This is a genomic window from Pararobbsia alpina (assembly GCF_902859895.1).
Taxonomy (GTDB): domain Bacteria; phylum Pseudomonadota; class Gammaproteobacteria; order Burkholderiales; family Burkholderiaceae; genus Pararobbsia; species Pararobbsia alpina.
Genome location: NZ_CADIKM010000246.1, coordinates 1 through 518, shown reverse-complemented (window position 1 = coordinate 518; position 518 = coordinate 1). Strand labels below are relative to the sequence as shown.

Annotated in this window: 1 protein-coding gene; it reads right to left on the bottom strand. The window is 60.8% G+C overall.

All coding sequences use genetic code 11. The features are described 5' to 3' along the window. Nucleotides 1–518: hypothetical protein (locus tag HV670_RS30495; RefSeq protein WP_175108613.1), on the bottom strand; the 518-nt coding region annotated here is incomplete at both ends.

Here is a 518-nt window from a genome sequence, read left to right as displayed (position 1 = left end):
TGGCCCGAGGCACTGACCCACGGACCGGCTCCTCCGTTGCTCGAATCGCCCGTCACCGTCGAGATCGCCGGCGTGGCGTCGGGATAGGCACAGTCGGGCTGGTTATAGCCGTCGGCGAAGGCCGAGACCGGCACGACAGGCGTATCCATGTATTGTGTCTGCCCGGGCATGAACGGAATCTCGTAGCAAAACTGGCTATACGCGGGATTGAACAGCGGATCGCGTTTGGTCTGGCCGGGATGCGCCGGATCGGGCATGTCCGGATCGTTCATGCAGGCAACCATCATCGTCGGCGCGTAACCCGTCGGGTTCGGCGGATTCACTTCCCACGTCGAATAATTCAGGCCGTTGAAGATGCCCCACTGATCTGAATACACGCGCTCTACTTCATTGCCGGCGAAGTCTTTCAGCGAAACCGGCACGTTCGGCACCGCGAATTTTTCACCGAATTGCGGCGAGTACGGGTCGAACTCCGACGAGAAGTCGTCCAGCATGAAGCCCGTGTAGTGCGCGGCGAC